We start from the raw sequence: 13868 nt of genomic DNA, 5'->3' as shown, positions 1-13868 counted from the left end.
CTATACTATGATTTAATAGAATATAACATACTTTTTTAAGTCTAATAATATAATATTAACAATATAAACATAATCGCAAGAAGAGCCCCTCCTTGAATAGAAAAGAAATTAACCCAATTAGTATTAACTCTATCAGAAGGTAATTGGTATTCTTCAAAGTTACTCTGCCATTTTTTCTGCTTGTTTACTTTTGCAAACACTTTTCTAAAGCTTAGAGCTGTTATATCAAAGAATTTTTTAGATATGACGTAAAGTAAGAGTCCTATCGTTAAATAAAATGCCCCCATATAAAAAGTGATATTGATATAATCAAGTAATGACGCATTTTTTGTAAATAATAAGTTAAATAGTAGAAAGACTAAGCAATGTACAATAATTAAGGCTAAATGAATGGTCCATTTTATCATTATTTTGTTACTCCTTTCTTTGCTATTATGAAATAATCATACTATAATAGCAATTGTCAGAACTATCCGAATTTACAGAAAATACCCAATATTCAGAATAAGCAAAAAGGAATAGGGATAAAGAATCAATTTAATGCTAAGGATTACTGTAAATATAGCTTATTGTAGAAATATGACGAAAAATTTAGTGAATTGTGTGAAAATTATATGTATAATACCTAATATAAGTTTTGTCTTTATTTCGAAATAAAAATAACAGGGGGTATCATTAAATGAGACATAACAAATGGTTATTGTTAGTAGTAGCGATATTTTTAGGTTTAGTTTTAGCAGCATGCTCTAGTGGAAGCGATAGCACAGAAGCAGAAGATGAGGAAAAGATTTTAAATATAGCGGAAAGATCAGATATTCCGACAATGGATCCAATCATGACAGAAGATAATGTATCGACACAATGGATTGATACTGTCTATGAAGGATTATATCGTCAAGCACCGGGAGGAGAAATTGTTTCTGGTATTGCAAAAATGGAAGAAACTGAAGTGAGTGAAGATGGTTTAACATATACATTCCATTTACGCGAAGATGCGGAATGGGAGAATGGTGATCCAGTAACTGCACAAGATTTTGTTTATGGTTGGCAACGTGCAAATAATCCAGATAATGGTTCATTCTATGGTAATTATTTAATGAGCGGAAAAATTAAACATTCAGAGGAAATTTTTGCTGGAGAGATGGAACCGGAAGAGTTAGGAGTAAGTGCACAAGATGATCACACATTTGTGGTAGAACTTGAAACACCGATTGCATATTTTGATTCTTATGTAACAAATGCAAACTTCTTACCTGCCCATCAAGAGTTTGTGGAAGAACAAGGCGATGATTTTTCTTTATCACCTGATAACATTATGTCAAATGGTCCATTTACAATGACAGAATGGAACACAGAAGAAGGTTGGACAGTTGAGAAAAATGAAAGTTATTGGGATGCGGAAAATGTAGCATTAGATGGTATTTCTGTTAAAGTTATCAAAGACGCAGATACACGGCTTTCTAACTATGATGTCGGGGAATTAGACCGAGTTTTATTATCCGGTTCACAAGTAAGTGATAATCAAACAAGCCCGGATTATCATTCATTAACGGAGTCAAGTATATTCTGGTTGAAAATGAATCAGGAATCTGTTGAAAACAGTGAATACATGCAAAATGAAAACTTCAGAAAAGCGTTAGCAAAAGCATTTGATAAACAATCATATGTAGATGTAAACTATGGTAACGACTCTGTACCAGTAGATTTCTTTGTTCCAGCAAATTTTGCAGAGCATCCTGAAACAGGTGAAGACTTCCAAACAGGAAGTGATGTATTAAGTTATGATGTGGAAGCAGCACAAGAATATTGGGCAACTGCAAAAGAAGAGTTAGATTTTGACGAAATTACATTAACTTTCTTAAGTAAAGATGATGATGTCGCGAAAAATATTAGTGAATTCATGAAAACAGAACTTGAAACTAATTTAGAAGGTTTAACGATTGAAGCAAACAATGTACCATGGTCACGTCAGTTGGAACTTATGCGTGATAAAGAATATGATTTAGCTGTATCTGGCTGGGGTCCTGATTATATTGATCCTATCTCATTCGTTGACCTATGGATAACAGATGGAGAAAACAATGATGTTGGCTACTCCAGCGAAGAATATGACGAAATTGTAGAATCTGTTAAAGGTGAATTGGCTAATGATCCTGTTGCCAGATTTGAAGCGATGCGAGAAGCTGAAGAAATTGCACTAGAAGACGCAGTGATTTCTCCAATTATGCAACGTAAAACGTCCGTATTATTTAAGGGAAATGTGAAAGGTTTAGATCAATTTAACCCTTATGGAAATAACTACAGTTACAAATATGTTGATATTGAATAGAACATTATAACTGTATAGGCGAGAGGGGAGTATAGTTATCGATGGGGATAATCGCTATACTCTCTTTTCGCTTTATATAAATAAATGTATATAGGAGGTGGAAGATATGGTTAAATATATTTTTCAACGTATTATTTATATGGTAATTACATTGTTTATTATAGCAACTGCTACTTTTTTTCTTATGAAATTGTTACCAGGTTCTCCATTCAACGACCTTGGTGGCAAAATGACAGAAGCTCAAGAACAACTATTAATGGAGAAATATGGCCTGGATGAACCAGTACCTGTTCAGTATGCGAAGTATATGGCTGGGATGGTCCAAGGAGATTTAGGCGTGTCTTTTCAATATGATAATAGAAATGTAACAGACATTATACTTACTAGATTGGGTCCATCGGCTCATTTAGGTGCACAAGCGCTGATTATAGGTTCTATTTTGGGGATTATTTTAGGTATGACGGCAGCAATTAGACATAATACTTGGTGGGACTATACTTCAAACGTGTTAGCTGTAATTGGTATATCAATTCCATCTTTTGTGTTTGCAGGTCTACTTCAATATTATTTTGCAGTGCAATGGAGGCTATTTCCAGTATCTTTCTGGGAGGGGCCAATTTATACCGTATTACCAACTATTGCATTAATGATTTTCCCAATGGCAATCTGTGCACGTTTTATGCGATCAGAAATGCTCGAAGTATTAGGGTCTGATTATATTGAATTGGCACGAGCGAAAGGTGTTTCAAACAATACGATAATGTTCAAACATGCTTTACGAAATGCAGTGATTCCCGTCATTACAGTTTTAGGTCCAATGACTGTTAGTTTAATGACTGGTACGTTAGTAATTGAACAAATTTTCGCCGTACCGGGAATTGGGGAACAATTTGTCCGTTCGATAAATACGAATGATTACCCTGTTATCATGGGAACATCGATGCTTTTTTCAGTAATGTTCATCGTTATCATTTTAATTGTTGATTTATTATACGGTTTAATTGATCCAAGAATTCGAATAACGGGAGGGAAGGACTAATGGACGATAAGAATAAACAATACGATCCAGAAAAATTTAAGCAAGTCCATTTAAAAGGTGATGATAGCGAAAAACTGTCACGTCCTCAACTCTCTTATTGGAAGGATGCATGGTTACGACTCGGTAAAAATAAAGGGGCTATTTCTGGATTAGTCGTTTTAGCTTTTATTATTCTCATTGCATTCCTCGGTCCGTTATTAAATGATTACACATTCGATGACGCAGATTATGACGCCGCTTATTTACCACCTAAGGTGCAAGGTATGGAATGGCTGGGATTAGATGGCATGCAAACCTATGAGGTAGAAGGTAGTTCTGAACAAGATGCAATAGATCGAGGTTTAGAAGGCTATGAAATTGAAGAACAATATATTCAAAACACGGAAGTTGTTTTAACTCCTGATGAAAGTGAAAATGGTTATTATACAGTAGCTATGGAAGTAGATGTATATGCTGCAAAAGGATATGATAATGAACACTTCTGGTTTGGTACAGATAGCATGGGGCGAGATCTATGGACTAGAATCTGGAAAGGTACACAGATTTCATTATATATAGGTTTTCTCGCGGCTATGATTGATATGGTTATCGGTGTATTATATGGTGGAATTTCAGGTTATTACGGTGGCCGTACAGATAATATTATGCAACGAATTATTGAAGTATTATCCGGTATTCCAAATTTAGTAGTAGTTATATTAATGATTATGTTGTTAAACCCAGGAATCATAGCTATCACGATAGCACTAACTATTACAGGCTGGATTGGCATGGCTAGAATAGTACGTGGACAGGTGTTGAAGTTAAAAAATCAAGAATTTATATTGGCTGCTCGATCGTTAGGTTCAAGTGATAAGCGAATTTTGATGAAACATCTAATTCCAAATGTTACTAGTGTGATTATTATAAATACCATGTTTACGATACCCAGTGCGATTTTCTTTGAAGCATTTTTAAGTTTTATTGGTCTTGGTTTACAACCACCATATGCTTCTTTAGGTACATTAATTGATACAGCTTTTGATGATTATAGGGTGTACCCTTATATGTTACTTTTCCCTGCTGTAATTATTTCCTTATTAATGATTGGCTTTAATATATTAGCGGACGGATTACGAGACGCATTAGATCCGAAGATGAGAAAGTGAGGTGGAGGAAGATGGATCCAATTTTAGATGTTCGTAATTTACATGTATCGTTTGATACGTATGGAGGTACTGTTCAAGCGGTAAGAGGAGTGGATTTCGCACTGAAAAAAGGAGAAACACTAGCAATTGTTGGGGAATCCGGTTCCGGTAAATCCGTAACAACTAAAGCGTTGATGGGGCTTGTTGCGAAACCAGCAGGTCACATTCCCAAAGGTGAAATTCTTTTCGATGGAAAAGATCTAACAAAGCTTTCCAATAAAGAAATGCAAAAAATACGTGGTAAGGACATGTCGATGATCTTCCAAGATCCGATGACATCCTTAAATCCAACGATGAAAATTGGAAAACAGATTATGGAAGGTTTAATATTACATCAGAAATTATCAAAAAAAGAGGCTCGCAATCGTGCCATTGAACTGCTGGACTTAGTAGGTATTCCTGACTCTACCAAAAGAATTGATCAATATCCCCACCAATTTTCTGGTGGTATGAGACAACGTGTTGTTGTTGCCATTGCACTTGCTTGTAATCCGAAAGTGTTGATTGCGGATGAACCGACAACAGCACTTGATGTAACTATTCAAGCGCAAATTTTAGAATTAATGAAGGATATTCAAAAGAAAATGGATACATCGATCATTTTTATTACGCATGATTTAGGAGTAGTAGCTAACGTAGCGGATCGTGTAGCGGTGATGTATGCTGGTAAAATAGTTGAGGTTGGTACAGTGGATGATATTTTCTATAATCCGAAACATCCTTATACATGGGGATTACTTGGCTCTATGCCAACAGTAGATGGTAATGATGAAAAATTAATTGCAATACCTGGTACGCCACCTGATTTAATGAATCCTCCAAAAGGAGACGCATTCGCTGCCCGTAATGAATATGCCATGCAAATTGACTTAGAAGAAGAGCCGCCATTGTTTAAGGTTTCGGATACGCATTATGCTGCAACATGGTTATTACATGATGATGCACCTAAAGTGGAACCACCAGAAGCGGTGAAGAAGCGAATGAAAGGTAATATCTCTGCTGGGGAGGAGAACCGATCATGAATAAAGAAAAAATATTAGAAGTCAAAAATTTAAAACAGCATTTCCAGACAGGGAGAAAGAGTGTTGTTAAAGCAGTAGATGGTATCAGCTTTGACATTTATCGTGGTGAAACGTTTGGTTTAGTTGGTGAGTCCGGATGTGGAAAATCGACGACTGGAAGAACGATCATACGTTTATATGATGCGACGAGTGGTGAAGTGACATTTAATGGTATCGATGTTCACGGAACTAAGTCCAAAAAAGATTTAAAAAAATTCAACCGCCAAATGCAGATGATTTTCCAAGATCCATATGCATCGTTAAATCCAAGGATGACGGTAAAAGAGATCATTCTAGAGGGTATACAGATTCATGGATTGATTAAGAGTGAAACGGAAAAAATGGAACGAGTGGAAGCACTATTAGAAACAGTTGGTTTAAATAAAGAGCATGCGACTCGCTATCCACATGAATTTAGTGGTGGTCAACGTCAACGTATTGGTATTGCGAGAGCATTAGCAGTTGATCCGGAGTTTATTATTGCCGACGAACCGATTTCTGCTTTGGATGTATCTATTCAAGCACAGGTAGTCAACTTAATGAAAGAACTACAAGAAGAGCATGGGTTGACATATCTTTTCATTGCGCACGATCTTTCGATGGTGAAATATATTAGTGATCGTATTGCGGTCATGTATTTTGGAAAGATAGTAGAACTTGCGGATAGTGAGGAGTTATACAAAAATCCATTACACCCTTATACAAACTCTCTCTTATCAGCAATCCCGTTACCTGATCCGGATTTTGAGCGTACCCGTGAGCGAACAATATATGATCCAACACAACATGATACGGAGGACGCAGAATTTAGAGAAGTAAAACCAGGACACTGGGTATTATGTACTGAAGAAGAATATAAAGCATATCAAGATAAATAGAAAAAAACTCTTATCCTTTTGGGTAAGAGTTTTTATTATTAGGTAAGAAAGAAAATCAGGGGATTTGTTATAAAACCAGATATAACTGACAAATCTTAAGAGAAAGGCTAAAGATTTGTCACAAAACCAGATATAACTGACAAATCCCAAGAGAAAGGTTAAAGATTTGTCACAAAACCAGATATAACTGACAAATCTTAAGAGAAGGCTAGAGATTTGTCACAAAAATCATGATAAAAATCAAATCCGTTTAATGGAGAATGAGAAACACCAGAAATGGTTAGATCAAGTGATGAGTGAAGATTTATTTAATGATCGAAGACGAACTGGATTTAGATACTCGTTCTATGTTGGCAGTATACAAGGAGAGCTCTCAGATAAGGGTGTTCTTGTAGAATTTTTTTGTGTGATTGCTAGTCCATAATAAACACCATAGCGGTGAGTAAATATCAGTATATAGATGGATGAGTTTAGGTATTTACACCTGCAAATTAAAGAGAACGTTCGAATAAATGAGATGAATGAACTAATTTTCCATTTTTTAAAAAAATTTCAACGAATATTAACAAAAACGGACAGAAATTCTATATAATAGGTTTATACATAATTTTAGTTGTAGGAGTTTGATGGTATATGCGTACGTACATAAAATGGTCAGTCAGCATGATGATTGCAATGCTTATGTTAGTTGCAATCACAACAACAGTAAGCGCTGAGGAAGAGAAAGAAGCAGTGCTCCATGCGCAAGTCCATGAAAAGAAGGAAGCAGATTTGTTAATACATGAATTACCTGAAGCATTAGCGCGATTTTCGTTTGTATCTGATTTACAATTTGAATATCCAGATGCTGTACGGGGAATATATGTAACCGGCCATTCTGCTGGAGGTAGCCGTTTCGAAACATTATTGGATCTTATGGATTCAACAGATTTGAATTCAATGGTAATCGATATTAAAGATGATAATGGACATCTTACGTATGAGCCTGAGGAAGAGTTACCATATGAAGGCGTTGCTCAAAATTTCATGAAAGATCCAAAAAAAGTGTTGAAAAAACTTGAAGAAAAGGGAGTTTATCCAATAGCTCGTATTGTTGTTTTTAAAGATACGGCCTTAGCTGAAGCTAGACCAGACTTATCTTTCACAAAAGATGGTAAAGTTTGGACAAATGGTAAAGGTGAATCCTTTGTAAGTCCATTCCAAAAAGAAGTATGGGAATATAACCTTGATATCGCCAAAAGGGCAGCAGAGCTTGGTTTTAAAGAAATTCAATTTGATTATGTTCGTTTTCCAGAAGGGTTTGAAAAACGTGATAAAGAATTAGAATATGATCTAGGTGACTATGAAGATGTTGAACTGAATGACATTAAAAAAAGAGTAAAAGCTGTGACAGATTTCGTTGCTTATGGAAGGGAAGAGTTAGCACATTATAATGTAGATGTGTCAGTAGATATTTTCGGCTATGCAGCAACACTTGAAGAAACACCAGGTATTGGACAAAACTTTTCAAAAATTGCAGATAATGTCGATGTCATTTCATCGATGATTTATCCTAGTCATTGGACACCATATTTCGACATTGATTTTCCTGATAAAGAACCTTATCGGTTAGTAGATGAATATGCCAAAGTGGAAAATGAAGTATTAGGTGCATTAGACAATCCACCAGTATCCAGACCATGGATCCAAGATTTCGAAGCACCGTGGCTCTATAGTGGTTCAACATTCCAGTATGGGGTAGAAGAAGTGGAAGCACAGATAAAAGCTTTAAATGAAAATGGTATCGACGAATTTCTAATTTGGAATGCTGGAAACTCATATACTGAAGGTGTAGATTATACACCATTAGATTAGCAGCGCGAATGTGAGGTCTTTTTTGTTGAATAGTAAATGAAGAGTATTTCCAACAAAAAAGGGTATAATGAGAGTGATTCTACGTAAACTGGAATGATCTTTATAAAAGGGGAGATTAGATATGAACTGGTTCGAGAAATTAAATCAATATTTCCCTGTAGAGGAAATGAAATCCAAACAACATATGGAATTACTATTAAAAGAAAAAGGAGATGTTTATTATAAAGATGAAGGACCTCATCACGTATTAATGTATGCTGAGTTCCCTACTTTTCTTTTTATTGATTATGTCTATGTATCGACCCAAGCACGGGGACAGGGAATCGGTCATCAGCTTATGGAAAAGCTCAAGACCAAAAATAAGCCCATTATTTTGGAAGTCGAACCATATGATTACCAAGATAGTGATTCAACAAAGAGATTACGCTTCTACCAGCGCGAAGGTTTTAAACATGCGGTTTCCATTGGTTATACAAGAAAGTCTTTAGCAACAGATGAAACTAATTCATTAGAAATTTTGTATTGGTCACCAACCGGAGAAAATGAAGAAGAGATTTATAAGCAAATGAAATGGATGTATGAAGATATTCATACGTATAAGGATGAAGAGATTTATGGAAAAGCCTATCAGCCTGTCGATGAAGTGTTAACCTATAACGATGATCGAGAAGCAGATGATATTTTTGAAGCTTTGGATAAACAACATGAGGAAAAAAATAAATAAAGTTTTGAAACGGTGTTTAGGGATGAATTGGAAGGGAATACTCTTGATAAGACAAAGTTATGTAAAAAGTGAAGAAAAAAACATAACCCCCTATCATTCCACTACAAGATATAGTATACTTTGTACATAGATGATAGATTAAACTCATTTTAAAGTAATAAAAGGTGTAAGTGAAAAGCATCTAAAAAATAATAAATTAATTCATTTTGAGGAGTGAAGTTACATGGTAACACTTTATACCTCGCCAAGTTGTACATCATGTCGTAAAGCGAAAGCATGGTTAGAGGAACACGATATTCCATTTACAGAGCGCAATATTTTCTCGGAACCATTAACGCTTGATGAAATTAAAGAAATTTTAAGAATGACGGAAGACGGAACAGATGAGATCATTTCAACTCGTTCAAAAGTATTCCAGAAATTAAATGTAAACTTGGATCAGCTGCCGTTGAAAGATTTATTTCAATTGATTCAAGATAATCCTGGTTTATTGAGAAGACCAATTATTCTAGATGAGAAAAGACTACAAGTTGGTTACAACGAAGATGAAATTCGTCGCTTTTTGCCACGTACAGTTCGTACTTTCCAACTAAGAGAAGCACAAAGAATGGTAAACTAAAAGGAAAAGCAGATCTTATTTTGAGATCTGCTTTTTTGTTAAAAAGACAAGAAAGTATAAAAGTTGCTCGGTTGTCTAGCTCTGAACGTCAGAAACTAGACGACTTCACGAATCGCCCTACGTTAAAGTAGACATGCTGACTGGTGAAAACAGAGGCCTAGTCGCCCTTATGCTCTAGGGCGAGAGTCATTATCGGCTCGTTAGCTCACCGCGTGCTTTTTTATCTCAGTTGATTCGCTCCAGTTTCTAAACGGGCGCACTAAGCTTTTCTTAAAAAGAGGTATCATTTCATTCAATTAGTAATATGTATGATTTTAATGGAGTTGTGAAGAAATTGTAATCTGCTTTTTCACAAATTGAAGCAATTAACTAGTGACAAATAGGGTATAATAAGCTACAATCTATAGTTAATACAGAGTTATCAAGTCCAATTTATTTTTTTTAGGTTTTTATGTTTTCAAATAAGTAGTAATTATCATACAATAGAGGTAACATCCTTTTAAGTTAGATAGGATGACCAAAGGGTATATGTATTAATAAGGGTTTAGATAGATGAACACATTGATCCCTTCCAACCCAATCACTTATCAAGAAGGGAGAGTTACAGGATGGAAATAGAAAGAATTAACGAAAATACAATAAAATTTTACATCTCTTATATGGACATCGAAGACCGTGGCTTTGATCGAGAAGAAATTTGGTATAATCGTGAAAAGAGTGAACAACTTTTTTGGCAAGTAATGGATGAAGTCAATTATAACGAAGAAGACTTCCAAATTGATGGCCCATTATGGATTCAAGTGCAAGCTCTCGAAAAAGGTTTGGAAATTGTGGTAACAAAAGCACAGATTTCTAAAGATGGTCAAAACTTGCAATTGCCAACAGAGTCTGGGAAAACAATTGATATGCCAGTTGATGATAAGATTGAATCACTTCTAGAGGAGAAATTCGGCCCAACAGACAAAGAAATGCCGGAAATGGAACAACAATATGGTCAGGATTTTGTTGTGGTGGTAACCTTTAAAGAATTAGAAGATATTATTCAATTAAGTCATGTTTTTGAACCGTCCACAGGAATGAGAGATGAGTTATATTACTACGACAATCAATACATGTTAATTACTCGATTTGATGAAGATTATTTGACGGATGATGAGCAAGAAGATTTAATTAGTCAAATTTTAGAATTTGGTCAGGAATCGACGCTAACTGTGTTTGTAGTAGAAGAATACGGTAAAGCAATCTTTGAAGAAGATGCACTGGAACAAGTTTGTGAACATTTTACACGTTAGCTAAGTGTCTGTCATGATGCTTAGTTTTTTCTTTTGTTTAGTTCAACTACTAAAAAATAAACCTACAATTAGCTGTGGAAAGAGAGTATCTTTTCGCAGTTTTATTATGCCCGTATTCTGGAAAAGTTTTCATGCGACATGAAAATATATAATGAGTTATTCCGTACATAATAAGAAACGTATTGTTAAATGTCTAAGACTAGTGAGTAAAATGGAATAAAAACTTTTTAAAAAAAGTTGCATTTATTTCGTATACCGAAATAAATTATGTTATGATATACCCTGTTATCTTAAAAAATAGAAAGAAGGAAGAGTATGAACAACGATATAGAGATAAAACGTACACCCTTAATGATTATTTTAATGTCCGGTGCATTTGTCGCAATTTTAAATCAAACATTACTAGGAACAGCATTACCTCATATTATGAAAGATTTAGAAATCGATGCGGCTACTGCACAGTGGTTACAATCGATTTTTATGCTTGTGAACGGGATTATGATCCCTGTAACAGCATTTTTGATTGAACGCTTTACAACAAGAGCGTTATTTTTAACAGCGATGGGAAGTTTCGCTGTTGGTACCTTGATAGCTGCAGTTGCTCCAGGCTTTTCTGTGTTAATGGCAGGGAGAGTTTTACAAGCTGCTGGTGCGGGTATTATGATGCCGTTAATGCAGACAATTATGTTTTTGATATTTCCAGTTGAAAAGCGTGGAACGGCAATGGGTCTATTTGGAATGGTCATTGCATTTGCCCCGGCAATTGGACCAACATTATCAGGTTGGTTAGTTGAAACTTTTCCATGGAGAAGTTTGTTCTATGTCGTTTTACCAATAGCTATTATTGATTTGATCGTTGCAAATAAGATTTTAGTCAATGTAACAAAGCAGACTTTCCCGAAAGTAGATACGATCTCCATTATTTTGTCAACGTTAGGTTTCGGTGGTATTCTATATGGATTTAGTATGGCCGGGGATGTTAATCATGGCTGGTTAAGTGGAATGGTACTAATTCCATTAATTGTAGGTGCAGTAACTTTATATCTCTTTATTCGTCGTCAGTTCCAATTGGAAAAACCAATTCTGGAATTCCGTATATTTAAGTATAGTATGTTTAGTTTGACCACAGTTATCGGAATGATATCCTTTTTAGCAATGATTGGTGGAGCAATTATTTTACCGATCATGATGCAGGATTATCTAGGATTTACTGCTTTGGAATCAGGTTTAGCACTATTACCTGGTGCCGTTTTAATGGGAATAATGAATCCAATTACTGGACGCTTATTCGACCGTTTTGGTGGAAAATGGCTAGCCGTATTTGGATTAGGAATATTATCGGTCACAACTTTCTTACTGGCTATTCTCACAACAGAGACAACCTTTACTTACATTGCAACTGTGAATGCAGCCAGAATGTTTAGTATTTCGATGGTGATGATGCCAGTAACTACTGCCGGATTGAATCAATTGCCAAACGATGTTATCCCTCATGGAACAGCTATGAATAATACAATGCGTCAAATGGCAGGCGCACTTGGTACGGCATTACTTGTTTCTGTTATGATGAACCAAGCAATCCCGACAGATGGGTTGGCAGGGATGATCCATGGTGCCAATGTTTCGTTTATGGTTGCTGGTATTATTTCAATAGGAGGCTTTATTTTAGCTTTCTTCATCAAAAATTCTATACCAAAAAAAGTTGTAGAATAATGCAGGAAAAATCACCTCTTTGTAGAATTATAATTACATGGAGGTGATTTTTATGTTACAAGCAGTAAATCAAGTAGGAGAGCTTGTCCCTATTTGGAAAATGAATCGTGACGAAATTAAGCAAAAGAGAAAAGAAAGATTTTTCTGCCCAGACTGTAGTGAGCCATTAATGATCAAAGCAGGGATGAAAAACACACCGCATTTTGCTCACCACAGCAAAAGTAATTGCACTCTATCCGGTGAAGGCAGCTATCATGAAAATGGAAAAAAGGATATTTATTTATGGTTACATGAACAAGGTTATCAAGTAGCATTAGAGCATTATTTTCCCGATATTAGGCAAAGAGCCGATGTTTACTTAGAGCTAAAAAAGAAAAGAATTGCAATTGAATATCAATGTGCTGCTATTTCTATACAGGAAATTTGTCAGAGAACTGCAGGATACCGTTCCATAGGTGTTATTCCAATTTGGATACTTGGAGCTAACAAATTACAGAGACGAGGCACACATTCCCTCAATATTCCTTCTAATGATCATGCTTTCCTGCATCAATTCCATCCATCATTACCAACAAGCATATTTTATTATTGTTCCAATACGAAACGTTTGATTATCTATCAAGATTTGATCTTTTTATCGAAAACTAAGGTATTTGGAGCATTGCATATATCTCCGTTAACATCACTGGTATGGTCAGATCTATTTCGACCAAGATATTGCAATAAAAAATTATTCAACAAATATTGGAATAAACAAAAAGAAAAGTGGCGTAATCGTCCGGTTCCTTATTATCAGCGAGAAGAGACTAAATGGCGACAATGGCTATACCTTCATCAATTAAATATACTATCTTTACCTTCCTTCATTTATCTTCCCATCACTACGCAATATCTGATGAAGAGCCCACCATGGATATGGCAATCCAGACTCTACGTTGATCTCATTTTAATAAAAGAATTTTTCACAATCAGCCAAGCGATGCATCTTCTTCGTGATCATTACCATCCTGCAGATAATTTTTCTTTAATTCAGACTACAAATCACCCAGTTAGTGAATATTTACAACTATTAGTGCGTATAGGTATTTTAAAGGGGGTCTCTGAAGCTAATTATCAAGTAAATCGAACTACTGTATGAATAATAGGCAAATAAGTTATAATAAGATCATAGT

12 protein-coding genes are annotated in these 13868 nt (G+C 35.3%); 11 read left to right on the top strand and 1 reads right to left on the bottom strand.

Annotation, left to right across the window (positions count from 1 at the left end; translation table 11 throughout):
• Positions 1-41: 41 nt before the first annotated feature.
• Positions 42-407 carry a DUF3899 domain-containing protein gene (locus BM121_RS00990; protein ID WP_091479828.1) on the bottom strand — a complete coding sequence of 122 codons (366 nt, stop codon included), beginning with the start codon at positions 405-407 and terminating at the stop codon, positions 42-44.
• 272 nt (positions 408-679) lie between these two features.
• On the opposite strand from BM121_RS00990, the gene BM121_RS00985 reads away from it, so the two are divergent.
• The 11 genes from BM121_RS00985 (at position 680) to BM121_RS00935 (ending at position 13834) form a co-directional block, all read left to right on the top strand.
• Complete coding sequence (locus BM121_RS00985; RefSeq protein ID WP_091479824.1) at positions 680-2329, top strand: peptide ABC transporter substrate-binding protein; 1650 nt, start codon at positions 680-682, stop codon at positions 2327-2329.
• A gap of 106 nt (positions 2330-2435) precedes the next feature.
• Complete coding sequence (gene opp3b / locus BM121_RS00980; RefSeq protein WP_091479821.1) at positions 2436-3368, top strand: oligopeptide ABC transporter permease; 933 nt, start codon at positions 2436-2438, stop codon at positions 3366-3368.
• Entirely contained in the window at positions 3368-4516 is a 1149-nt protein-coding gene (gene opp3C, locus BM121_RS00975; protein WP_091479815.1) for an oligopeptide ABC transporter permease, read from the top strand. The genes opp3b and opp3C overlap by 1 nt, the downstream gene beginning before the upstream one ends.
• Before the next feature lie 11 nt (positions 4517-4527).
• Complete coding sequence (locus BM121_RS00970) at positions 4528-5577, top strand: ABC transporter ATP-binding protein (RefSeq protein WP_091479811.1); 1050 nt, start codon at positions 4528-4530, stop codon at positions 5575-5577.
• Positions 5574-6494, top strand: a complete 921-nt coding sequence (locus tag BM121_RS00965) for an ABC transporter ATP-binding protein (protein ID WP_091479807.1) — start codon at positions 5574-5576, stop codon at positions 6492-6494. The genes BM121_RS00970 and BM121_RS00965 overlap by 4 nt, the downstream gene beginning before the upstream one ends.
• A gap of 633 nt (positions 6495-7127) precedes the next feature.
• Entirely contained in the window at positions 7128-8348 is a 1221-nt protein-coding gene (locus BM121_RS00960) for a putative glycoside hydrolase (protein WP_091479804.1), read from the top strand.
• A gap of 121 nt (positions 8349-8469) precedes the next feature.
• Positions 8470-9072 (top strand): GNAT family N-acetyltransferase, encoded by a 603-nt coding sequence (locus BM121_RS00955; RefSeq protein ID WP_091479800.1) that lies wholly within the window; start codon positions 8470-8472, stop codon positions 9070-9072.
• Between the two features lie 223 nt (positions 9073-9295).
• Positions 9296-9691: a transcriptional regulator SpxA gene (spxA, locus tag BM121_RS00950; protein WP_018933337.1), complete on the top strand. Its 396-nt coding sequence runs from the start codon at positions 9296-9298 to the stop codon at positions 9689-9691.
• Positions 9692-10299: 608 nt separating this feature from the next.
• Entirely contained in the window at positions 10300-10983 is a 684-nt protein-coding gene (mecA, locus tag BM121_RS00945; RefSeq protein ID WP_091479797.1) for an adaptor protein MecA, read from the top strand.
• 315 nt (positions 10984-11298) lie between these two features.
• Complete coding sequence (locus tag BM121_RS00940; RefSeq protein ID WP_091479793.1) at positions 11299-12696, top strand: MDR family MFS transporter; 1398 nt, start codon at positions 11299-11301, stop codon at positions 12694-12696.
• A gap of 52 nt (positions 12697-12748) precedes the next feature.
• Positions 12749-13834, top strand: a complete 1086-nt coding sequence (locus tag BM121_RS00935) for a competence protein CoiA (protein WP_175495265.1) — start codon at positions 12749-12751, stop codon at positions 13832-13834.
• The last annotated feature ends 34 nt before the right edge of the window (positions 13835-13868 follow it).

The organism is Gracilibacillus orientalis (assembly GCF_900114645.1).
Taxonomy (GTDB): domain Bacteria; phylum Bacillota; class Bacilli; order Bacillales; family Amphibacillaceae; genus Gracilibacillus; species Gracilibacillus orientalis.
This window is presented reverse-complemented; position numbering and strand designations above follow the sequence as displayed.